Consider the following 19,979-nt stretch of genomic DNA (forward strand, 5'->3'; position numbering starts at 1 on the left):
GTGTGGGAGAGTAGGACACCGCCGGACAATCATTCACGAAAGCCCTCTGACTACGGTCAGGGGGCTTTCGTCGTTTCCGTGCCCTTGTGTGTTATCCGAGTGGTCCCGACCCGTCACCTTCGACGGGCTGTCGACGAGCGGCCAGCTGCTAGGCTTCGGCGCAACATGGAGCGGAAGGCGGTGAAGCATCATGGCTACGACCAAGATCCGGACGCATATCCGTGCGGCCCGCTCGACCGTATACCGACTGCTGCTCCACCCGGATGCGGTGAAGGTCTGGATGGTGCCCGACGGCATGACCGGGGTGGTGCACCGGTTCGAGCCCGAGGTCGGTGGTTCCTTCTCGATCACCCTGTCCTACGACGTCGGTGAGGAACCCCAGCACGACGCTTACTACGGGCGCTACCTTGCCCTCACCGAGGACGAAGAGGTCGTCGAAGTTCTGGAGTTCGTCACCGAGAAGCCGGAACTGGCAGGGGCACAGAGTGTCGTCTTCACGCTGTCCGACGGGGCCGACGGTGGCACCGAGCTGGACGTGGTGCACGACGACCTGCCACCAGGTCTGGATCCGGCCGACAACGAGGCCGTCTGGCGCACGGCACTATCCAAGCTCGCGGCCATGGCGGAGCAGACGTAACGCCCCGATGCTGTGGTAGCGCGACCGGAGACCGACGTTCTCTCATCGGTCATGAGGTCGGACATGCGACAGCTCGTTGCTTGATTGTTATCGCCGACAACAAATCCTTTGCTCAATCCGCTGTGCAATCGGACGGCCTCGAATAAGTTGTCGAGCACAACATTCGCTCCAGCTCGTCCGCCCAGCGGGCGGTGGTTCCACGAAAGGCCCACCCTCATGCGTCAGGGGATCTTCGGCATCGCGGCCGTCTCGATCGCACTTCTCACCTCGGTCACCGCCTGCGGTGGTGACGACAGCAGCTCCAGCTCAGGCAGCGGCGCCAAGATCGGCGTGATCCTGCCCGACAGCAAGACCTCGGCGCGGTGGGAGACGGCGGACCGCAAGTACCTGCAGCAGGCGTTCGACGAGGCCGGGATCAAGGCCGACATCCAGAACGCGCAGGGCGACAAGAACGCCTTCCAGACCATCGCCGACCAGATGATCACCAACGGCGCCTCGGTGCTGATGATCACCAACCTCGACAGCGGCACCGGCAAGGCCGTGATCCAGAAGGCCAAGGCTCAGGGTGTCACAGTCATCGACTACGACCGGCTCACGCTGGGCGGCGGTGCGCCCTACTACGTCTCGTTCGACAACGTGAAGGTCGGCGAGCTGATGGGCAATGGTCTGGCCAAGTGTCTGACCGACAAGCAGGCCGTGAAGCCCGTCGTCGCGTATCTCAACGGCGGTCCGACCGACAACAACGCGACCCTGTTCAAGAACGGCTACGACGGTGCCTTGGCGCCGAAGTTCGCCGCGGGCGAGCTGGTGAAGGGGCCGGACCAGGCCGTGCCGGAGTGGGACAACACCAAGGCGGGCACGATCTTCGAGCAGATGCTCACCGGCACACCGAACCTCGGCGGCGTCGTCGCGGCGAACGACGGGCTGGCCAACGCCGCCATCGCGGTGCTGAAGAAGCAGAAGCTCAACGGTCAGGTGCCGGTGACGGGCCAGGACGCGACCGTGCAGGGACTGCAGAACGTGCTCGCCGGCGATCAGTGCATGACCGTCTACAAGGCGATCAAGCTCGAGGCCGCCGCGGGCGCGAAGCTCGCGATCGCGCTGGCCAAGGGGGAGAAGGCTGAGGCGAACAGCACCGTCGACGACCCCGAGTCGAAGACGAAGGTGCCCGCGGTACTGCTGGAGCCGAAGGCGATCTTCAAGAACAACGTCAACGATGTGGTCGCCGACGGATTCGTCGACAAGGCCGAGCTGTGCGCGGGTGAATTCGCCAAGCTCTGTGCCGACAACGGCGTGCGCTGATGGACACCCCGGTCATCGAATTACGGGGTATCGACAAGAGTTTCGGCCCCGTCCACGTCTTGCACACGGTTGATTTCTCGGTCTACCCAGGCGAAGTGACCGCGCTGGTCGGCGACAACGGCGCCGGCAAATCGACCCTGGTCAAATGCATCGGCGGCACCCATCCGATCGATGCGGGCGAGATCCTGTTCGAGGGCGAGCCGGTGCAGATCGGCAACCCACGTGACGCCGCCGAGCTCGGCATCGAGATCGTGTATCAGGACCTTGCGCTCTGCGACAACCTCGACATCGTGCAGAACATGTTTCTCGGCCGCGAACGCAAGCACGGGATCGTGCTCGACGAATACGGCATGGAGGAACTGGCCGGGCGCACCCTGGCCGGGCTGTCGGTGCGGACCGTCAAATCGGTGCGGCAGAAGGTGGCGAGCCTGTCGGGTGGTCAGCGTCAGACCGTGGCCATCGCCAAAGCGGTGCTGTGGAACAGCAAGGTGGTGATTCTGGACGAACCGACCGCCGCACTCGGCGTCGCCCAGACCCAGCAGGTGCTGGAACTGGTGCGACGGCTGGCCGACAAGGGGCTTGCGGTGGTGCTGATCTCGCACAACATGAACGACGTGTTCGCGGTCTCCGACCGGATCGCGGCGTTGTATCTGGGCCGGATGGCCGCGCAGGTCCGCACCACCGACGTGACCCATTCGCAGGTGGTCGAGCTGATCACCTCCGGCCGCAGCGGCAGTCTCGGGGTGAAGGCATGAGCACGACGGTGACGGACAAGAGCACGGCCGCGACGGCTCCGGTCAGCGAACTGGTGAACTCGTATGTCGGACGGGTGCGCAGTGGGAACATGGGGGCGTTGCCCTCGGTGATCGCGCTTGTGGTGCTGTCGGTGGTGTTCTGGATCGCGCGGCCGGTGTTCATGACGCAGGGCAATATCGCGAATCTGTTCACCCAGGGCGCCGCCATCGCGGTGATCGCCATGGGGTTGATCTTCGTACTGTTGCTCGGCGAGATCGACCTGTCGGCCGGGTTCACCAGTGGTGTGTGCGCGGCGGTGCTCGCGGTGCTGCTCACCGACAAGGGCTGGCCCTGGTATTCGGCGGTGCTCGTCGCGCTGCTCACCGGTGTGGTGATCGGGCTGGCCATCGGGGCGATCGTGGTGAAGATCGGGGTGCCCTCGTTCGTGGTGACCCTCGCGGCGTTCCTGGCGCTGCAGGGCGTGGCGCTCAAGATCATGGACAACGGGCGCAATATCTCCATCCACGACGAGACCATCCTGGCCATCGCGAACAAGAACGTGCCGCCGCTGCTCGGCTGGGCGATGTACGCGGTGCTGCTTGCCGGGTTCGGGTTCGTGCAGTACCGGAAGCTGCGGGCACGTACCCAGCTCGGGCTCACCGGTGAGAGTGCCGCGGTGGTGACGTTGCGGATCGCGGCGGTGGCGGTGGTCGCCGGTGTCGCGGTGGCGATCCTCAACGACGAACGCAGCCGCAATCCCGAAGTCAACTCGTTGCAGGGCATGCCGATCGTGGTGCCGATCATCGTGGCGTTGTTGCTGCTGTGGACGTTCGTGCTCAACCGCACCTCGTTCGGGCGCCACATCTACGCGGTGGGCGGCAATGTGGAAGCGGCTCGGCGCGCGGGCATTCCGGTGGACCGAATCAAGATCAGCGCCTTCGTGCTCTGTTCGACGATGGCCGCGGTCGGCGGTTTGATCGCCGCGTCGCGAGCCAACTCGGTCGATCCGAACACCGGTGGGTCCGATGTGTTGCTGACGGCGGTCGGTGCGGCGGTGATCGGTGGCACCAGCCTGTTCGGTGGTCGCGGCCGGATGCTCGACGCGGTGCTCGGTGCCGCCGTGGTGGCGGTCATCAACAACGGGATGGGCCTGATGGGCTACAGCGCGGGCACGAAATTCGTTGTGACAGGATTTGTTCTGCTGCTCGCGGCGGGGGTGGACGCGCTGTCGCGCAAGCGTTCGCTGCCAGGAAGTTGACCGACGACGGGGAAGGGAGGGCCGGATGAAAGCAGCACCCTCCCCGGACGAGATCCGCCGCCGGAATCTCGCGGTGCTGCTGCGCCACGTCCACGTGAGCGGACCGTTGTCGCGGGCGGAGCTCGCCGAGCGAATGGGCTTGAACCGCAGCACGATCCTCGCCCTGACCACCGACCTCGCCGCCGCGGGGTTGGTGCGGGAGGAGTTGCCGGGACAGACCGGGAAAGCGGGGCGGCCGTCGCTGGTGGTGCGCCCCGAATCCGACCGGGTCTATGTCCTCGCGCTGGACGTGGGTGCCGACCGGCTCGCGGTGGCGCGCGTCGGTCTGGGTGGTGCGATCATCGACCGGTGCGAAATGCCGCGTGACACAGGCACTTTCGATCCGGATGAGGTGATCGCCGAACTGGCGCGGATGACGGAATCGATGATGGACGCCGCGGCAAAAGGTGCGGTGTGTGTCGGTGTGGGGCTCGCGTTCTGCGGGATGGTGCGCGAGCGCGACGGGGTGGTGCGGTACGGGCCCAATATCGGGTGGGTGGATGTGCCGGTCGGGGCGTTGCTGTCCGAAAGCCTCGGTGTGCCTGTCGCGGTGGGCAACAACGCGAACCTCGGGGCGATCGCCGAGCGTGAACGTGGTGTCGGGGCGGGGGTACGCGACCTGATCTACCTGCACGGTGAGGTCGGGATCGGCGGCGGCGTCATCATGGGTGGCGAACTGCTCGGTGGCGAAGGCGGATACGGCGGCGAGGTCGGGCACATGATCGTGAATCCCGGCGGCCGGGCCTGCCGGTGCGGCTCGCGGGGTTGTCTGGAAGCCGAGGCCGGCGAGCTCGCCCTGATCGCGGCGGCCGGTCGCAGCGACCTGACCGGCCGGGCGGCGGTCGCGGCGATCGTCGACGCGGCGGCGCGCGGCGACGCCGACGCCCGCGACGCGCTGCACCAGGTGGGGGACTGGCTCGGGTACGGCGTGGCCAACCTGGTCAACGTGTTCAACCCGACCATGGTGGTGTTCGGTGGCGTCCTGCGTGAGATCTACCTGGCTGCCGCGGCGCAGGTGCGCAGCCGGCTGGCGGTCAACGGGCTACTGGCGGTCCGCGAGCGGGTCCGGTTGCGCACCTCCGCGCTCGCCGACGACGCCCCGCTCGTCGGCGCCGCCGAACTGGCCTTCGCCGAGCTGCTCACCGATCCGTTGCAGACCCTGGCCCGCGCGCAAAACAGCTGACCTGCGTGCGAGCACCGAGTAGATTTGCCGATATGCCAAGTGACCTGCAGCTGAAGATCATGAACGGCGTTCACCGTGCGCTGCTCGCCGTCACCGGTGGGCGAATCGGCAAGACCGTGATGGGGATGCCGTCGCTCGAACTCACCACGATCGGACGCAAGTCGGGTCAGCCGCGTTCGGTGATGCTCACGGCTCCGATCCTGGAGGAGGACCGGATCGTCGTCGTCGCCTCGCGCGGCGGCGATCCCACCCATCCCGCCTGGTTCCTGAACCTGCGCGACAACCCCGAGGTCGAAGTCGCCGTGCAGAACGGTCCGCGCACACCGATGATCGCCCGCGTCGCGACGGAAGCCGAACGGGCGGACCTGTGGCCGCAGGTCGTCGCGACGTACAAGGGATACGGCGACTACCAGACCAAGACCACCCGCGAGATCCCGCTGGTCCTGCTCACCCCACGCTGACCGGTCAGCGCACCGCGTCGTCGGCGCGTGGGACCACGGTCGAGGCGGGCACCAGGTTCCAGGCCTCCAATCGCTTGCGGATCTGTTCGGCGGCGTCGATATTGAGCGGTCCGCTCGTCCACAGGGCGTAGGGCAGGTTGAAGAAGCGGCTCTCCCGCACCGCCCGCAGGTTGTTGATGCCGGGTTTGCCGCGCAGTATGTCGACCTTCTGCGCGTAGGTCTGGCCGGGGTAGTCGACGAACATGATGGCGTCGGGGTCGGCGGCGGCCAGGCGCTCCCAGGAGACCTTGGTCCAGGTGTCGGCGACGTCGTCGAGGATGTTGCGGGCGCCCGCCGCCTCCAGGATCGCCTGGGGTGCACCGAATTTCCCGCTCGAGTAGATGGTGTCGGTGCCGCTGTCGAAGAGGAAGACGGTGGGGGCCTTCGCCGGTTTCGGTGCGGCCGCGAGGGCCGCCAGCCTGGTGTCGAGATCGGCGGTGACCTCGCTCGCGCGGGCGGTGCGGCCGGTGATGACACCCAGATCGGTGAGATCGGTGCGCAGCGCCGTCCACGGTTCGACGGTGCCGCGCGCGGCGCCCCCGTCGGCCTGGCGGCAGCTCTCGGTGAGCACGTAGGCGGCGATGCCGTCCTTGCGTAGGGAGGCGGGGGTGAGGTTGCTCGCCTCGTCGTAACCGTAGCTCCAGCCCGCGACCATCACGTCGGGGCGTTGCGCGAGAACCGTTTCGCGCGAAGGGTATTCGGGAGCGACATCATTGAGGCCGTCGACGATCTCGGCACCGTAGTGGGCGCGCAGGGTGGCCGCGTCGCGTTTGACGCTGGAGACCGCCGCCACTTGATCCTGGGCACCCAGTGCCAGCACCATCGAGATGAGATTGCCGTCGTTGACGAACATGCGCTGCGCGGGTGCCGGAAAACGGGTCTCCACACCGCAATTGCGGACCGTCACGGTGGTCGCGGATTCGGCGGACGTTCCGGCGCAGGCCGCGAGTACGACGGCGAGTGCGGTGGTGGCCAGGATCCGGCCGGGGTTCTTGTTCATCGTCGTGCCTCTCGCGGGGTGATCAACAGGTGGTCCTCGCCGGTGACCGGATGCCGGACTCGGTTGGCGTCGACACCGAACACCGCGGCGACGACGGCGGGGGAGAGCGCTTCGGCCGGCGGTGCGGGCGGACGCGCACGTCCCTTGTGCAGCACGATGATCCGATCGCAATAGCGGTCCGCCAGCGACAGGTCGTGCAGGGCGGCCACCACCGTGCGGCGCAGACCGCGGACCAGGGTGAGCAATTCGAGCTGATGGGTGACGTCGAGATGGTTGGTCGGCTCGTCGAGCAGCAGGACGGGGGTGTTCTGGACGAGCGCGCGGGCCAGCAGGACACGTTGACGTTCGCCACCGGAGAGTTGGCGCACCGGTCGTCCGGCGAAGCCGTGCAGGTCGACCGACGCCAAAGCCTGTGTCACCCGCTGTTGTTCGCGTGGTGCGTCGAGACCCCACGGCGGCAGGTATGGGGTGAGCCCCAGCGCGACGACCTCGCCGACCAGCATGTCGTCGGGTGGTATCTCGTCCTGGGCGACGAGCGCGACGGTCGCGGCGCGGCGGCGGGGCCGCAGATCGTGCAGGACCTGGTCGTCGACGAGTACCCGGCCGGAACGGGGGCGGTGCACACCGGACAAGGTGCGCAGCAGCGTGGTTTTGCCGCTGCCGTTCGGGCCGACGATGCCGACAGTCTCACCCGGCTCGATCGAGAAGTCCACCTCCGCGAGAACAGTGCGCCGGCCGATGGCGCAGGTGAGCTCGCGCGCATGGAGCCTGCCGTGTTCGAGAAGCGGCGGCTCGGCGGCCGGTTCGTGGGTGCTCATGAGGTGCCGAACCGGTAGCGGCGTCTGCCCATCAGCAGCAGGAAAGTGGGGGCGCCGATGAGCCCGGTGAGGACACCGACCGGAATCTCGGTGGGGCGCACCAGCACCCGGGTGGCGGCATCGGCGACCACCAGGAACACCGCCCCGCACAGTGCGCAGGCGGGCAGCAGATCGCGATGTCGTGGGCCGACGATCATGCGCGCGGCATGCGGGACGACCAGGCCGACGAAACCGATCCCACCCGACACCGCGACCAGCACACCGACGAGCACCGCGAGCAGCACGAACAACCCGATCCGCAGGCCGGTCACCGGCACCCCGAGGGAGGAGGCGGTGTCGGCGCCGAGGGTGAGGGCGTCGAGCCAGCCCGCGATCGCGACCAGGATCGTGGCACAGAGCGCGACGACGACCAGCGGGAGACCAAGGATCGACCAGTCGGCGCCCGCGAGGCTGCCGAGCAGCCAGAACAGCACCGATTCGGCAGCGGCGGGATCGGTGCTGCGGAACACCAGGTAGCTGCTGCACGCGGCGAAGGCCGAGCCGAGCACGGTACCGGTGAGCACCAGCCGCAACGGGGTGAGTCCGCCCTGCGCCAGGGCGATGAGGAACACGAGGGTCGCCGCACCGAAAGCGCCCGCCAGCGCACCGCCGGACAACGCCCACATGCCTGCACCCGCGAACAGGCCGGAGGTGATGACGGCCGCCGCGCCGACGGCCGCGCCGGAGGAGACGCCGAGCAGGTAGGGGTCGGCGAGCGGGTTGCGGACCAGGGTCTGCATCGCGGCGCCCGCCACCGCGAGACCGGCACCGACCACGGCGGCGAGGATGGTGCGTGGGACGCGCAGCTGCCAGACGATGGTGTCGATGCCGGGGTCGGCGGGGGTGGTTCCGGTGAGCCGGGCGCCGAGGGTGTCGAGTACCGCGCGCACGGGAACGGTCTCCGCGCCGAAGCCGGTGGCGGCGATCATGGCGACCAGCAGCAGCACCGCGAGCACGGGTAGTGCGAGCGAGATCCGTGCACGGATCATCGCGGGTTCTCCAGAGGCAAGGCGCGGCCCTTTCAGAGGGTGCCCGGCGAGGGAGGTCTGACTTTCGCCGTGAGGCGATCACAGTGGCGCGACCGTCCCGGAATTGCACCGGATTCCCGCACCCACCGGGGATGACTCACCGACTGTAGCGCGGCACCGGGTGCCGCACAGCGCCGGGTTCGGCTCACGGTAAGGCAAAGGGTGTTCGCCGGTTTGTCCGGTTGCTTGAATCCGGGTATGTACCGATCGAACACCTCCGGGCACGGCCTGCGTGGCCGCGTCACCGCCGCGTTCCTCGCGGTGACCACCGCCGCGACTCTCGGCCTGACCGGATGCGCGGGCGGTGACGACAAGCCGCTCGGCACCCCCGACGCGCCGCTGCCGACCGAGGTGCCGCCGGGCACCACCCTCGTGGTCGCCGACCAGCAGGAGCGGTTGCAGAACGCGCTTCGGCTCTCGGGTGAGCTGGACAAGCTGCCCTTCAAGATCGAATTCGCGAACTTCGTCGGCGGGCCCGCGATCCTCGAGGCGTTCCGCGCCGGGGCGGCCGATGTGGGCCAGGTTGGTGACGTACCGCCGATCCACGCACTCGCGGCGGGACAGGACGTGCCGATCGTCGGTTCGTACCAGACCAACCCGCAGGCGCTGAAACTCGCTGTCGCCCCGGGCTTGTCGATCACGAAGCTCACGGACCTGAAGGGGCGCAAGATCGCCTACGCCGAGGGCACCGCCCAGCAGGCGGCGGTGTTGAAGGCGCTGAGCAAGGCGGGTCTGAAAACCGGTGACGTGCAATTGATCCGGTTGCAGCTCGCGGAGTTCCTCGACGCGGTGCGCACCGGGCAGGTCGATGTGGCGCCGCTGATCGAACCGAATGTGACCAGGTTGCTGCGCACTCCCGGCGCGTCTCTGATCCCGGATTCGGAGACGAGCGGCATCTACAGCGGGCTCGCCTATCTGTACGCGCGGCGTGCCGTGGTGCAGGATCCGGCGAAAGCGGCCGCGACCCGGGCCTTGGTCGGCGCGTTCGTGCGGGCCTGGCACTGGACCAACACCCACAGCGCCGAATGGGCCGACGCGTACTACGTGCGCAACCAGAAGGTGAGCCCCGACGACGCGCGGCGGATCGTGGAATCGCTCGGCACCTATACGTTCCCGCACCTGGACCCGCAGTTGGTCGCGCGTCAACAGAGCACGATCGACGCGATCGATGCCGCCGGTGAGTTGCCGAAGAAGATCACCGCCGCCGACGGTTTCGACCTGCGTTTCGACGCGGCGGTCACGGAGGCCGTCACCGCGAGCGGCGCGGCCTTCGCCGGGGCGGTGAGCTGATGGCGACCCTCGAAGCCGGTGTGGTGCGGCGCGTACGGGCACACCGGACTGGCGAGCCCGAATTGGCTCCGCGTGGACGTGGTAAGCGAAGGCTCGGCCCCGGCAAGCCCATTCCGTTCGGTTTCGCGCTCGGTCCGGCGTTGCTCGTCGGCGCGTGGGTCGCCGGATCGGCCACTGGTGCACTGGATCCCGAGACTTTGCCCGCACCGTGGACGGTCGCGCGGACGGCGGGGGAGCTGATCGCGGACGGGCGACTGCAGTCCAATCTGCTCACCTCGCTGCAACGGGCGGCGATCGGGCTGGTGCTCGGTGTGGTGATCGGGGTGGTGCTCGCGCTGATCGCGGGGTTGAGCCGGATCGGGGAGGCGCTGGTCGACGGCCCGGTGCAGATCAAGCGCGCCATTCCGACGTTGGCGCTGATCCCGCTGTTCATCGTGTGGTTCGGGATCGGTGAGGAGATGAAGCTGATCGTCATCACGACCAGCGTGCTGATCCCGATCTACCTCAACACCCACGCGTATCTGCGCGGTGTGGACGCGCGCTATGTGGAGCTGGCCGAGACGGTCGGGTTGTCGCGGTGGGGATTCCTGCGCCGTGTCGCACTGCCCGGGTCGCTGCCCGGCTTCTTTCTCGGGCTGCGGCTCGCGGTCACCATTTCGTGGCTGGCGCTGGTGGTCGTCGAACAGGTGAACGCGACCAGCGGCATCGGATACCTGATGACGCAGGCGCGCACCTACGGGCAGATCGACGTGATCGTCGTCGGCCTGGTGATCTACGGACTTCTCGGACTCTTCGGCGACCTCGCCGTGCGGGCAACGGAACGGAAGGTGCTGGCATGGCGACAGACGCTGGGCGACTGATCGAGCGCGACGACCGCGCGGTGGTGCGGACCAGGGGTCTCACCCGGGGCTTCGGGCAGCGCGTCATATTGCGGGGTATAGATATTGCGATCCGTCGTGGAGAGTTCGTGGCGCTGCTGGGGCGCAGCGGGTCCGGTAAGAGCACGCTGTTGCGCGCCCTGGCCGAACTCGACGGGCAGGTACCAGGGTCCGGAGAACTGACCGTTCCCGGGCGGCGCGCTGTGGTGTTCCAGGATTCGCGGCTGCTGCCCTGGGCACGGGTACTCGACAATGTGGTGCTCGGACTCACCGGCCGCGACGCCGCCGAGCGCGGCCGGTCAGCGCTGGCCGAGGTGGGCCTCGGTGGGCGCGAGAAGGCTTGGCCCCGTGAGCTTTCCGGTGGCGAACAACAGCGGGTGGCGCTGGCCCGATCGCTGGTGCGTGAGCCGGAACTGTTGCTGGCCGACGAACCGTTCGGCGCGCTCGACGCCCTCACCAGGATCCGCATGCACTCGCTGCTGCAGGCGCTGTGCGCACGGCACCGGCCCGCCGTGTTGCTGGTGACCCATGACGTGGACGAGGCACTGCTGCTGGCCGACCGGGTGCTTGTCCTCGACGAGGGCCGCATCGCCATCGATCAGCGCATCGACATCGCCCGACCGCGCAGGCACGCCCACCCCGAGTTCATCCGGTTGCGTGAGGTGCTGCTGGCCGGACTCGGCGTGGACACCACCGACCTCGAGACAGTGAAGCAGGCATCGTGAACGCACCGCGGCAATTGAGTCTGAACGCCTTCATCTACCCGTCCGGTCATCACGAGGCCGCGTGGCGGCATCCCGACAGCCGGCCGGACCGCATCTACGACGTGACCTACTACCAGGAGATCGGGCGCACCGCGGAGGCGGCGAAGCTGGACGCGGTGTTCTTCGCCGACGGCCCCGCCTTGCGTACCGATGTGCGCCACAATGCCGCGCCCGGGCTCGAACCGATCACGCTGCTCACCGCGATCGCGTCCGCCACCACGCATCTGGGTCTCATCGCCACGGCGTCGACCACCTACTACGAGCCGTACAACCTCGCACGGTTGTTCTCCTCGCTCGACCACATCTCGGGCGGCCGGGCCGGCTGGAACATCGTGACCACCGGAACCGACGTGGCGGCAGCCAATTTCGGTCTAGACCGGCATCCCGACCATCGGGAGCGGTATGCCAGGGCGCGGGAATTCGTCGACGCGGTGGTCGCGCTGTGGGACAGCTGGGAGGACGACGCGATCGTGCTCGACCGGGCGGCGGGCATCTACGCGGACGCGGACAAGATCCATCCGATCGATTTCGTCGGTGAATACCTACGTGTGCGTGGACCTTTCAGTTCGGCCCGGACACCACAGGGACGCCCGGTGCTGGTGCAGGCCGGTGCCTCCAACGAGGGCCGTGCGTTCGCCGGCCGGTACGCCGAGGCGATTTTCACGGCGCACCAGCGCCTTTCGGATGCCCAGGCCTTCTACGCCGACATCAAGGCCAAGGCCGCGGAGTACGGGCGCGACGCCGGGGAGGTGCGGATCCTGCCGGGCATCAGCCCGTTCATCGCCGACACCGAGTCCGCGGCGCGGCGGCTGGAGCGTGAGTTCAACGAGCTCACCGTGCCGGAATACGGGTTGAAGCAACTGGAATCGATCACCGGGACGTCGCTGCGCGGGTACGCGCTCGACGAGGTGGTGCCCGTGGAGGTCTTCGCCGGGGCGGGCGATGTCACCGACAACGCGCGCAGCAGGCTGCAGGTGGTGGCCGGAATCGTCGAGCGCGAACGGCCGACGCTGCGCGGGTTGCTGCACCGGCTGGCCGGTGCGCGCGGGCACCGGGTGATCGCCGGAACCCCTGAGCAGATCGCTGACACTATCGAGGAATGGTTCACCCACGGCGCGGCCGACGGATTCAATGTGATGCCGCCCTGGTACCCCGGCGGGCTAGAGGTGTTCACCTCGACGGTGGTGCCGATCCTGCAGGAGCGCGGCCTGTTCCGCACCGAGTACTCGGGAACGACATTGCGCGATCACTTCGGTCTCGCCCGGCCCGCGAGCCGATTCGCGCCCGAACCGGCGAGTGTTGGATGAGCGACGAAAGTTGTTGTCCGGCTCATAGCGATGGATCGGCTGCCGGGCGGTGATGCTCGACGATTCTCCTGTTCGGCTGCGGACGCTTGTGCTGCCGGTCTTCGCGCCGATGGTGTTGTACGGCATCGGGACCGGTGCCGCCGCACCGATGTACGCGCTGCGGGCGCTCGATCTCGGTGCCTCGGCGGGTGCGGCCGGGTTGCTCGTCGCGTTGAGCGGGCTCGGGATGGTTCTCACGGATCTGCCCGCCGGGCGGATCGTCGCGCGGGTCGGGGAGCGGGCCGCGATCGGTGTCGGCAGCGGGCTGGGTCTGGTCGGCGTGGCCGCGGCGATCCTCGCGTCGAATCTCGGTGTGCTGGCGGTGGGTTTGCTGCTCATCGGTGCGGCGGGCGCGGTGTGGGGGCTGGCCCGACAGACCTATCTGGTTTCGGTGATCGCACCGGAGCAGCGTGGGCGAGCCATGTCGACATTGGCCGGCGCGCACCGGTTGGGATTCTTCTGTGGGCCGTTCCTCGGTGCGGCACTGGTGCACGGATTCGGTCCGATCGGGGCACTGTGGTTGCAGCTCGTGACCACCGTGGTGGCGGCCACGGCGATGCTGACGATCCGCTCGGGTGCACCGGACGAGCCGTCGTCACACCCGCTGCACACCGTGGTTTCCGAAAACCGCAGGGCGTTGGGCACTCTCGGCCTCGCGGCGGTCGCGGTCGGGGCGGCGCGCGCGTCGCGATCGGCGCTGCTGCCGCTGTGGGCGGTGCACCTCGGTATCGATGCCGCGACGACGAGTCTGCTGTTCGGGCTGGCGGGCGCGATCGACGTGCTCATGTCCTACCCGGCCGGGGTGTGGCTGGACCGGGCGGGCAGCCGCGTCACCGGCGTCGCCTGCGGCATCTGTTTCGCCGCCGGTTACGCGGCACTGCCTTTCACCGATTCCGTGCTCACCATGGGCGCGGCCACCATGCTGCTCGGCCTGGCGAACGGGTTGAGCAACGGTCTCATCATGACCGTCGGGGCGTTCGCCGCCCCACCGGAGCGGCGCGCCGAATTTCTCGGCGCGTGGCGCGTGACCCACGACGCCGGGATGTTCGCCGGGCCGGTCGCGGTCGGGCTGGTCGGCGCCTTCGCCGGGCTGGCCGCCGCCGGTGGTCTACTCGCGGTCATCCTCGGGCTCGGGTCGGTCGCGATGTATCGGTGGTTTCCCGGGCCGATCTCGCGTACCGACGGCTGACCAGGAAACCCCGCGGCCCACGGCTGTCGGCTATCGAACCGGTGGCTGCCACCCGGGATCGCGACCGGTGACACCGAGGATCCGGTCGATGAGCGGAGCATCGGGGGAGACCGGTACTTCGGGACCGTAGATTCCCATGCCGCGCCCTTGCTCGGCGGTGGCGGCGGTTTCGGCGTAGACGTCCGCGAGGAGATCGTCGTCCCACGACACCGGCGTGCCGAGCGCTCGGGACAGGTCCCAGCCGTGCACGATCAGCTCGCCGACGACCATCCCGCCGATCATCGCCGAGGGCAGTTCCGTCGGGCCACCCATGTGGGTGACGCCCTTCCACGCCGCGGGGTCGCCCCAGATGGTGGCGAGTTCGTCGAGCTGCGTTTCGAGGGCCGCCGCCCACTCCGCGGTGACCAGGTCGACGTCGGATTCGGCAGCGGCAGGCGGCGGAACACTTTCCTTACGACCGGCCCCGATCAGCGACGGGCCCCAGAACAACAGGTGATTGAGCAGAGCACGCACATCGAACTCGGCACATGGTGTCGGCGCGGTCAGCTGATCCGGTGTGACAGTTCGGATGATCTTCGACAACGGCACCGCAGCGCGGGCCACACGTTCGTTCTCGGACATAGGGCCAGCCAACCACCGGCCGCCCACCCGTGTCTTGAACAAACGCGACATACACTCCCGGCGTGCAGCGAGACCCACGGGAACTCGGCGGTGCGTGGCGGACCTCGCAACGCCACACCTTCACCGAGCCGCCCGCCGAGCTGGCGGGATACGTGGAACGGTTCTGGGCGGTCGCCTGGAATTACGACCGGCCCTACCGCCAGCTGGTCGTACCGCTGCCGAATGTCCACCTCACCTGTCGGGACGGACGCGCCGAACTGCACGGCCCGTCGTCCTCGCACGTGTATCGAGAGCTCTCCGGCATCGGCTGCGTGTTCGGGGTCGCCTTCCGGCCGGGGATGTTCCGGCCGTTCCTCGGCGCATCCGTCGCGTCGTTGCGCGACCGGACGATCGACGCCACAACGGTTTTCGGACCCAGCGTGACAAGTCTCACCGATGCCGAAGCGGCCTGCCGGTTCCTCGAAGCCCGGCTGCCCGCGCCCGATTCCCGCGCCGATCTCGCGGCGCGGGTGGTGGCCGGTATCGCCGCCGACCCCACCGTGACCAGGGTCGACGAGGTGGCGGATCGGTTCGGGACCACGGTGCGCGGGCTGCAGCGGCTGTTCGCGGAGTACGTCGGAATCAGTCCGAAATGGGTGATTCGGCGGTATCGGCTGCGGGAGATCACCGAGCGCCTCGCGACCGGGGACGAGGTCGACTGGGCGGAGCTGGCCGCCGACCTCGGATACGCCGACCAAGCCCACCTCAGCCGGGATTTCCGCACCGTTTTCGGGGAGCCGCCGACGGGTTACGCACAGCGATACGACGGCTTCGGCGGCTGACGATCGTCGGGCCGGGGCCCCGGCGGGCGCCCCTACAGTGGAGATATGTCGACGTTCGAGCGGCATCCGTCCACCGTCGCGGACTACGACGACGCGCGACGGCGGGCACGGCTGCGTGAAACCCGGGTAGGACTCCGGCGCTGCGGGCGCGTCCGGATGATGGCGATGCGAGCGGTGGGGGTGGTCCTCGTCGGGCTCATCGTGTTCGCCCAGTACTGGAAGTACGACGTGATGCCCGAGCGGGCTCGGCTCGAACAGACCGCACCCGATCTGCTGCCGGTGTCGTTGCCCGCCGACTCCCGGGATTGGGACACCGCGGTGGTCGATCTGGTCGGCCTCGGCGGGGTGAACGCCGTCCCGACCGCGTCGGCGCTACCCGTGCTGAACCGGCTCGGTGTGGTGTGGGCGGTGCGTTACGACGACGCCGGCATCGACACCAAGGTCATCGCCGACATGATCGTGCGTGCCGCCCGCTACGGCGCCGTGCGCAATATCGTGCTCGTGGGGCACAGCATGGGCGGGGTGGTCGCGCTCGAGGTGGCCCGCCACATCCATCTGGGCAGTGATCGGCGATTGGTCGGGGTGGTTCTCGACTGCACCCCGATCGACCTCCACGCCGTTCGCCCCGAAAGTCGCAGTCGCGGAGCCGAACTGCTGCGCTGGACCGGCTGGCTGCCGGGCGCGCGGGAGAGCAGGCTGCTGCGCTTCACTGTCGAAATGGCCGCCCGGCGTGAACGTTTCACCGTCCCCGGTGCCCCGCTGCCCGGGATCGACTTCGGTGAACTGCGCGAGGTGACCGAAGAAGTGTTGCGCGACAAGATCTTCTCCGAGAACGCGGCGAGCAACGGCCTGATCGAATCGCAGTTCCTGGCCATCGTTGCGGGCGGTGGCGCCGCCGATCTGCGGGCGCTGGCTCGCCCCAACCCTGACCGTGAACGTCCGGCCATCGTGTTCATCCGCCCCCGCGACGCCGCTCGCGACGACGTAGTCGACGTCGAGTCCTCGCATCGGGTGCTCACCGAGCACGCGGGCGGGCCCGGCGGCAACCTGCTCGTGGTGCGGGCGAACGGAACCGGTCACGCCAACCCGATCCAGCGTCCGCGCGAATACAACGCCGCGATCGAGTCGCAGGTGCTGCCGTTCCTGTTCCGCTATCAGCAGGCGGTCCGCGACCGCCGGTGAGGAATCAGCGCACTCGGGAACCGAGGATGGTGCGCACCCCGGCGATGAACAACTGCAGGCCGAAGTCGAATCGCGCGGTGGCGTCCGGTGTCTCGAACAGGGGAGTGTTGTCGGCGGGCAGGGCGCCGACCGAGTCCATCTGCATGCGCGACTGTTCGTCGACGGTCTGGCCGAGTACGTAGTAGAGCAGGGTGTAGGCCGTGAGTTCGGCTTCCTCCCTCGTCATGCCCGCCCGGATCACGATGCCCGCCAGCCGTTCTCGCGCCTTGCTCGTGGTCAGCCGTGACGCGTAGGTCGCCGAGACCAGTTCGGCACCGTCACGGTAGGCGAGCAGGCAGTCGCGCAGCCGATGCGCGAGCTCGGTGAGCTGCTCGGGCCACTCGGTGGCGGCGATCGGCTCGTCCATGGGTGCGAGGATCCGGTCGGCCACCGCGCCGAGCAGCGACTGCTTGTCCTTGACGTGCCAGTACAGCGCCCCCGGCTGCACCTGGAGCGACCCGGCCAACCTGCGCATCGTCAGATCCGCCAGCCCGTACTGATCCAGAATCGTCACCGCGGCGTCGACCACGTCCGTCTTCCGCAGCTGCACAGGTGTCCTTCCGCCGATTCGCGACCCGAGTGTCGTGACTCACTACTTCCCGCTACCCTATCCTGAACACCGTTCAAGTTGCACGGCCACCACCATCACCAGCGGCGCGTGCACGCCCCCGACGAAGGGACATCACGTCGTGACGCAGGCACCCGTCCGTACCGACATTCTCGCCATCGCCCGTGAGCAGGTGCTCGAGCGCGGCGTCGGCCTCACCGAGGAACAGACCGTCGAGGTGCTGCGCCTGGGCGACGACCAGCTCGAAGCGCTGCTCGAGCTGGCCCACGAGGTCCGCATGAAGTGGTGTGGGCCCGAGGTCGAGGTCGAGGGCATCATCAGCCTCAAGACCGGCGGCTGCCCCGAGGACTGTCACTTCTGCTCGCAGTCGGGCCTGTTCCAGTCGCCCGTGCGCGCCGCCTGGCTCGACATCCCCAGCCTGGTCGAGGCCGCCAAGCAGACCGCCAAGACCGGCGCCACCGAGTTCTGCATCGTCGCCGCCGTGCGCGGGCCCGACGAGCGGCTGATGGCACAGGTCGCCGCCGGTGTGGAGGCCATCCGCAACGAGGTCGACATCCAGGTGGCGTGCTCGCTGGGCATGCTCAACCAGGAGCAGGTCGACCAGCTCGCCGCCATGGGCGTGCACCGCTACAACCACAACCTCGAGACCGCCAAGTCGCACTTCCCGAAGGTCGTCACCACCCACACCTACGAGGAGCGCTGGGACACCCTGCGCATGGTGCGCGAAGCCGGCATGGAGGTGTGCTGCGGCGGCATCCTCGGCATGGGCGAGACCATCGAGCAGCGCGCGGAATTCGCCGCGCAGCTGGCCTCGCTCGAGCCCGACGAGGTGCCGCTGAACTTCCTCAACCCCCGCCCCGGCACCCCCTTCGGTGACCTCGAGGTGCTGCCCGCCGCCGACGCGCTGCGCGCGATCGCCGCTTTCCGGCTCGCGCTGCCGCGCACCATCCTGCGTTTCGCGGGCGGTCGCGAGATCACCCTCGGCGACCTCGGCGCCAAGCAGGGCATGCTCGGCGGCATCAACGCGGTGATCGTCGGCAACTACCTGACCACCCTCGGCCGGCCCGCCGAATCCGACCTCGACCTGCTCGGTGAACTGAAGATGCCGATCAAGGCGCTCAACGAAACGCTGTAAATCGCTGTGTACGATCGGGAATCGACCAGGGCCGACACGGCGACCGAGGAGGTGACCGCCATGGACGAACGCTACAACCCGTTCACGGGCAAGCGGATCGTGCCAGGGCTCGACGACGCGATGCCCGCGGCCGCCGCGCTCGGGCTGGAACCGCCACGGTTCTGTGAGCAGTGCGGGCGCCGGATGGTCGTGCAGATCAGCCCCGACGGCTGGTGGGCCAAGTGCTCGCGGCACGGCGTCACCGAATCGGCCCAGCTGGAACGCCGGTAGTGGTGGACGCGGTGAGCGAGCCACGGCCGCAGGTGCTGCGCCGCGAGGTGATCGGCGTCGGTGCCGTGATCGTCGCCGTTCTCGCGGTGAGCGCCGCCGCCGGTGTGGTGTGGGGTCTGCTCGCACCGACCGAACGGTTGCGGGTGACCCAGCCCGGCCGGGCCGCGGTGCTCACCGGCGAGAGCATGCATCTGTTCGACGCCGTCGGCATGTTCCTGTGTATCGGTGCGGCGGTGGCGGTGCTCACCACGATCGCGGCCTGGCGGGTGCGGATCGTGCGTGGGCCCGCGCTCGTGCTCGGACTGCTGTTCGCCTCGGCGCTCGGTGCGGCGATCATGATGTGGATGGGGGAATGGGTTGCGGGCCTGCGGTATCCGCGGCCCGATGACCCGCCTGTCGGTCAGATCATCGCCCTGCCCGCCGAAATCGGTACGGACATGGCGCTGCTCGTGCAACCGTTCCTCGCCGCGCTCGTGCTGCTGTTCCTCGCCGCCCTGCATCCCGCCACCGACCTCGGGTCGGGAGCGGCGGGGCTGCTCGGTGATCTGCGCCCCGCCGATTTCGACGACGAGGACTATCGCCTGCCCTACGGAGCCGAACAGTATCGGCCCAGCGGCGATTTCGACCCGAGTTCGCAACCTCGGGGCTGAGCCTCCCCACCGCGCTACCATCGGCATATCGGCAGGTAGAGAGACTGCGCGCGGCTCGAGAGGAGCAGTCGTGGCATTCATCGGTGGTGGTCCCGTCGTCGAGGGGATCGATGCGAAATTCTGGCGGCTCACCCAGCCGCTCACCTATCGAGGTGCGGTCGAAACTTTCACTGTGCCCGCGGGATTCCGCACCGACTTCGCCTCGGTGCCCCGTGCGCTCGTCTGGCTCATACCCCGCTACGGCGCCTACACCCGCGCCGCGATCCTGCACGACTATCTGTGCCGCACAGGCGAAGTCGGGCCGGCGGACGCCGACGGACTGTTCCGGCGCAGCCTTCGGGAAGCCGGTGTGTCGATCCCGCGCCGCTGGATGATGTGGGCCGCGGTGCGATTCGGTTCGCGCCTGCGTGGGGCGACGGCGGGCGATGTCCTCGGCTGGTTCCTGATCGCGGTTCCCTCGGTGCTGTTCCTCGCCGTCCCGGTCGTGGTGGTGACCACGGCACTCGTGGTGTTCTGGTTCGTGGAGCTGCTCTTCTGGGCGGTCGGCCGGGTCGCCACCCGCAGCGAGGTTCCGCCGCCCGCGCCCCAGATGAAAACGGCCTGACCGCATCCGTGCGGGCCGGTAAATCGGTGGATTCCGTCGGACCCGCTGCCTACCCTGGGGACGACGAATTTCGGGGGAGGACC

General features: G+C 68.5%; 22 protein-coding genes. 17 read left to right on the forward strand and 5 right to left on the reverse strand.

Going from position 1 to position 19,979, the window contains the following annotated elements; translation table 11 throughout:
- The first annotated feature begins 190 nt into the window (after positions 1-190).
- The 6 genes from ACSVDM_RS28855 to ACSVDM_RS28880 all read left to right on the forward strand — a co-directional run bounded on the left by ACSVDM_RS28855 (position 191) and on the right by ACSVDM_RS28880 (position 5,615).
- Positions 191-637: an SRPBCC domain-containing protein gene (locus ACSVDM_RS28855; RefSeq protein ID WP_084457577.1), complete on the forward strand. Its 447-nt coding sequence runs from the start codon at positions 191-193 to the stop codon at positions 635-637.
- Positions 638-853: 216 nt separating this feature from the next.
- Entirely contained in the window at positions 854-1,939 is a 1,086-nt protein-coding gene (locus tag ACSVDM_RS28860) for a sugar ABC transporter substrate-binding protein (protein ID WP_439268904.1), read from the forward strand.
- Positions 1,939-2,694: an ATP-binding cassette domain-containing protein gene (locus ACSVDM_RS28865; protein WP_067498705.1), complete on the forward strand. Its 756-nt coding sequence runs from the start codon at positions 1,939-1,941 to the stop codon at positions 2,692-2,694. Before ACSVDM_RS28860 ends, ACSVDM_RS28865 begins: the two co-directional genes overlap by 1 nt.
- On the forward strand, positions 2,691-3,932 hold the full coding sequence (locus ACSVDM_RS28870) for a sugar ABC transporter permease (RefSeq protein ID WP_439268905.1): 1,242 nt from the start codon (positions 2,691-2,693) through the stop codon (positions 3,930-3,932). Before ACSVDM_RS28865 ends, ACSVDM_RS28870 begins: the two co-directional genes overlap by 4 nt.
- 25 nt (positions 3,933-3,957) lie before the next feature.
- Entirely contained in the window at positions 3,958-5,154 is a 1,197-nt protein-coding gene (locus ACSVDM_RS28875; protein ID WP_439268906.1) for an ROK family protein, read from the forward strand.
- A gap of 32 nt (positions 5,155-5,186) precedes the next feature.
- Entirely contained in the window at positions 5,187-5,615 is a 429-nt protein-coding gene (locus ACSVDM_RS28880; protein ID WP_067498711.1) for a nitroreductase family deazaflavin-dependent oxidoreductase, read from the forward strand.
- Positions 5,616-5,619: 4 nt separating this feature from the next.
- On the opposite strand, the gene ACSVDM_RS28885 is transcribed toward ACSVDM_RS28880, so the two are convergent.
- The 3 genes from ACSVDM_RS28885 to ACSVDM_RS28895 are packed head-to-tail and all read right to left on the reverse strand — an operon-like array spanning position 5,620 to position 8,500.
- Positions 5,620-6,654 carry an ABC transporter substrate-binding protein gene (locus tag ACSVDM_RS28885; RefSeq protein ID WP_439268907.1) on the reverse strand — a complete coding sequence of 345 codons (1,035 nt, stop codon included), beginning with the start codon at positions 6,652-6,654 and terminating at the stop codon, positions 5,620-5,622.
- Positions 6,651-7,472 (reverse strand): ABC transporter ATP-binding protein, encoded by an 822-nt coding sequence (locus ACSVDM_RS28890; RefSeq protein ID WP_439268908.1) that lies wholly within the window; start codon positions 7,470-7,472, stop codon positions 6,651-6,653. The genes ACSVDM_RS28885 and ACSVDM_RS28890 overlap by 4 nt, the downstream gene beginning before the upstream one ends.
- Positions 7,469-8,500, reverse strand: a complete 1,032-nt coding sequence (locus ACSVDM_RS28895; protein WP_439268909.1) for a FecCD family ABC transporter permease — start codon at positions 8,498-8,500, stop codon at positions 7,469-7,471. The genes ACSVDM_RS28890 and ACSVDM_RS28895 overlap by 4 nt, the downstream gene beginning before the upstream one ends.
- Before the next feature lie 237 nt (positions 8,501-8,737).
- On the opposite strand from ACSVDM_RS28895, the gene ACSVDM_RS28900 reads away from it, so the two are divergent.
- The 5 genes from ACSVDM_RS28900 to ACSVDM_RS28920 are packed head-to-tail and all read left to right on the forward strand — an operon-like array spanning position 8,738 to position 14,006.
- Complete coding sequence (locus ACSVDM_RS28900; protein WP_439268910.1) at positions 8,738-9,829, forward strand: ABC transporter substrate-binding protein; 1,092 nt, start codon at positions 8,738-8,740, stop codon at positions 9,827-9,829.
- Positions 9,829-10,689, forward strand: coding sequence for an ABC transporter permease (locus tag ACSVDM_RS28905; protein WP_439268911.1), 861 nt, complete (start codon positions 9,829-9,831; stop codon positions 10,687-10,689). The genes ACSVDM_RS28900 and ACSVDM_RS28905 overlap by 1 nt, the downstream gene beginning before the upstream one ends.
- The gene (locus ACSVDM_RS28910; protein ID WP_439268912.1) at positions 10,665-11,432 is read left to right on the forward strand and encodes an ABC transporter ATP-binding protein; all 768 of its coding nucleotides are present in this window, start codon (positions 10,665-10,667) and stop codon (positions 11,430-11,432) included. Before ACSVDM_RS28905 ends, ACSVDM_RS28910 begins: the two co-directional genes overlap by 25 nt.
- Positions 11,426-12,778 (forward strand): LLM class flavin-dependent oxidoreductase, encoded by a 1,353-nt coding sequence (locus ACSVDM_RS28915; RefSeq protein WP_439268935.1) that lies wholly within the window; start codon positions 11,426-11,428, stop codon positions 12,776-12,778. Before ACSVDM_RS28910 ends, ACSVDM_RS28915 begins: the two co-directional genes overlap by 7 nt.
- 52 nt (positions 12,779-12,830) lie before the next feature.
- The gene (locus ACSVDM_RS28920; RefSeq protein WP_439268936.1) at positions 12,831-14,006 is read left to right on the forward strand and encodes an MFS transporter; all 1,176 of its coding nucleotides are present in this window, start codon (positions 12,831-12,833) and stop codon (positions 14,004-14,006) included.
- 30 nt (positions 14,007-14,036) lie between these two features.
- Here ACSVDM_RS28920 and ACSVDM_RS28925 read toward each other — a convergent pair whose 3' ends face one another.
- The gene (locus ACSVDM_RS28925) at positions 14,037-14,627 is read right to left on the reverse strand and encodes a TIGR03086 family metal-binding protein (RefSeq protein WP_439268913.1); all 591 of its coding nucleotides are present in this window, start codon (positions 14,625-14,627) and stop codon (positions 14,037-14,039) included.
- Positions 14,628-14,689: 62 nt separating this feature from the next.
- Here ACSVDM_RS28925 and ACSVDM_RS28930 point away from each other — a divergent pair, with 62 nt between their 5' ends.
- Together ACSVDM_RS28930 and ACSVDM_RS28935 are read left to right on the forward strand one after the other, a co-directional pair.
- Positions 14,690-15,448 (forward strand): helix-turn-helix domain-containing protein, encoded by a 759-nt coding sequence (locus ACSVDM_RS28930; RefSeq protein WP_439268914.1) that lies wholly within the window; start codon positions 14,690-14,692, stop codon positions 15,446-15,448.
- Between the two features lie 45 nt (positions 15,449-15,493).
- Complete coding sequence (locus ACSVDM_RS28935) at positions 15,494-16,630, forward strand: alpha/beta fold hydrolase (RefSeq protein ID WP_439268916.1); 1,137 nt, start codon at positions 15,494-15,496, stop codon at positions 16,628-16,630.
- Between the two features lie 4 nt (positions 16,631-16,634).
- On the opposite strand, the gene ACSVDM_RS28940 is transcribed toward ACSVDM_RS28935, so the two are convergent.
- A complete protein-coding gene (locus tag ACSVDM_RS28940) occupies positions 16,635-17,219 on the reverse strand; it encodes a TetR/AcrR family transcriptional regulator C-terminal domain-containing protein (protein WP_067498719.1) in 585 nt (194 codons plus the stop codon).
- A gap of 139 nt (positions 17,220-17,358) precedes the next feature.
- Between ACSVDM_RS28940 and bioB the strand changes: the two genes are divergently transcribed.
- The 4 genes from bioB (at position 17,359) to ACSVDM_RS28960 (ending at position 19,896) form a co-directional block, all read left to right on the forward strand.
- Positions 17,359-18,372 (forward strand): biotin synthase BioB, encoded by a 1,014-nt coding sequence (gene bioB, locus ACSVDM_RS28945; protein WP_067498720.1) that lies wholly within the window; start codon positions 17,359-17,361, stop codon positions 18,370-18,372.
- Positions 18,373-18,432: 60 nt separating this feature from the next.
- Positions 18,433-18,642 (forward strand): biotin synthase auxiliary protein BsaP, encoded by a 210-nt coding sequence (bsaP, locus tag ACSVDM_RS28950; RefSeq protein WP_067498764.1) that lies wholly within the window; start codon positions 18,433-18,435, stop codon positions 18,640-18,642.
- An 11-nt stretch (positions 18,643-18,653) separates the two neighbouring features.
- Positions 18,654-19,292, forward strand: coding sequence for a DUF2567 domain-containing protein (locus ACSVDM_RS28955; protein WP_439268917.1), 639 nt, complete (start codon positions 18,654-18,656; stop codon positions 19,290-19,292).
- Positions 19,293-19,362: 70 nt separating this feature from the next.
- A complete protein-coding gene (locus tag ACSVDM_RS28960; protein ID WP_439268918.1) occupies positions 19,363-19,896 on the forward strand; it encodes a DUF1353 domain-containing protein in 534 nt (177 codons plus the stop codon).
- The last annotated feature ends 83 nt before the right edge of the window (positions 19,897-19,979 follow it).

Source organism: Nocardia sp. JW2, from assembly GCF_051843015.1.
GTDB lineage: Bacteria > Actinomycetota > Actinomycetes > Mycobacteriales > Mycobacteriaceae > Nocardia > Nocardia coubleae.

What these genes read in the sequence shown, in the direction of transcription:
- ACSVDM_RS28855 (WP_084457577.1), top strand. Translation starts at nt 191, where the DNA reads ATGGCTACGACCAAGATCCGGACGCATATCCGTGCGGCCCGCTCGACC.
- ACSVDM_RS28860 (WP_439268904.1), top strand. Translation starts at nt 854, where the DNA reads ATGCGTCAGGGGATCTTCGGCATCGCGGCCGTCTCGATCGCACTTCTC.
- ACSVDM_RS28865 (WP_067498705.1), top strand. Translation starts at nt 1,939, where the DNA reads ATGGACACCCCGGTCATCGAATTACGGGGTATCGACAAGAGTTTCGGC.
- ACSVDM_RS28870 (WP_439268905.1), top strand. Translation starts at nt 2,691, where the DNA reads ATGAGCACGACGGTGACGGACAAGAGCACGGCCGCGACGGCTCCGGTC.
- ACSVDM_RS28875 (WP_439268906.1), top strand. Translation starts at nt 3,958, where the DNA reads ATGAAAGCAGCACCCTCCCCGGACGAGATCCGCCGCCGGAATCTCGCG.
- ACSVDM_RS28880 (WP_067498711.1), top strand. Translation starts at nt 5,187, where the DNA reads ATGCCAAGTGACCTGCAGCTGAAGATCATGAACGGCGTTCACCGTGCG.
- ACSVDM_RS28885 (WP_439268907.1), bottom strand. Translation starts at nt 6,654, where the DNA reads ATGAACAAGAACCCCGGCCGGATCCTGGCCACCACCGCACTCGCCGTC.
- ACSVDM_RS28890 (WP_439268908.1), bottom strand. Translation starts at nt 7,472, where the DNA reads ATGAGCACCCACGAACCGGCCGCCGAGCCGCCGCTTCTCGAACACGGC.
- ACSVDM_RS28895 (WP_439268909.1), bottom strand. Translation starts at nt 8,500, where the DNA reads ATGATCCGTGCACGGATCTCGCTCGCACTACCCGTGCTCGCGGTGCTG.
- ACSVDM_RS28900 (WP_439268910.1), top strand. Translation starts at nt 8,738, where the DNA reads ATGTACCGATCGAACACCTCCGGGCACGGCCTGCGTGGCCGCGTCACC.
- ACSVDM_RS28905 (WP_439268911.1), top strand. Translation starts at nt 9,829, where the DNA reads ATGGCGACCCTCGAAGCCGGTGTGGTGCGGCGCGTACGGGCACACCGG.
- ACSVDM_RS28910 (WP_439268912.1), top strand. Translation starts at nt 10,665, where the DNA reads ATGGCGACAGACGCTGGGCGACTGATCGAGCGCGACGACCGCGCGGTG.
- ACSVDM_RS28920 (WP_439268936.1), top strand. Translation starts at nt 12,831, where the DNA reads ATGCTCGACGATTCTCCTGTTCGGCTGCGGACGCTTGTGCTGCCGGTC.
- ACSVDM_RS28925 (WP_439268913.1), bottom strand. Translation starts at nt 14,627, where the DNA reads ATGTCCGAGAACGAACGTGTGGCCCGCGCTGCGGTGCCGTTGTCGAAG.
- ACSVDM_RS28935 (WP_439268916.1), top strand. Translation starts at nt 15,494, where the DNA reads ATGTCGACGTTCGAGCGGCATCCGTCCACCGTCGCGGACTACGACGAC.
- bsaP (WP_067498764.1), top strand. Translation starts at nt 18,433, where the DNA reads ATGGACGAACGCTACAACCCGTTCACGGGCAAGCGGATCGTGCCAGGG.